The sequence below is a fragment of the Pseudoalteromonas sp. RB2-MNA-CIBAN-0110 genome, from assembly GCF_040309305.1.
In the GTDB taxonomy this organism is placed as follows: Bacteria; Pseudomonadota; Gammaproteobacteria; order Enterobacterales; family Alteromonadaceae; genus Pseudoalteromonas; species Pseudoalteromonas arctica.
Window position 1 is genome coordinate 1 of sequence record NZ_JBEOOQ010000236.1, and the last position, 256, is coordinate 256.

Genomic DNA, 256 nt, shown 5'->3' on the forward strand with positions numbered 1-256 from the left:
CCAGCTGAGTTTTATCGATTTCCGCTTTTGAGCCAGATCCTATGTTGGTGAGGTCGATAAAGAACTCATCAAATAAGTGTGATAGATCTTCAACGGCTTCGATGTTTAAAAACTGCTCGTGGTTATAGATGCTCGGGTAACCGCCTTTTTGTTTGTCTACTGCAAACGAAATACCTTTCACATTAGTGATGGTAGTGGCTTTTTCACACTTGAGCATGCAACCGTCTTCAATGCTGGGCTTATTACAGCCTACCGT

The 256-nt window shown here is 42.6% G+C and carries 1 pseudogene; it reads right to left on the reverse strand.

The annotated features are described in order from the left end of the window. Positions 1-256, reverse strand: a pseudogene (locus tag AAEY68_RS21310) (U32 family peptidase); the annotation flags it as partial.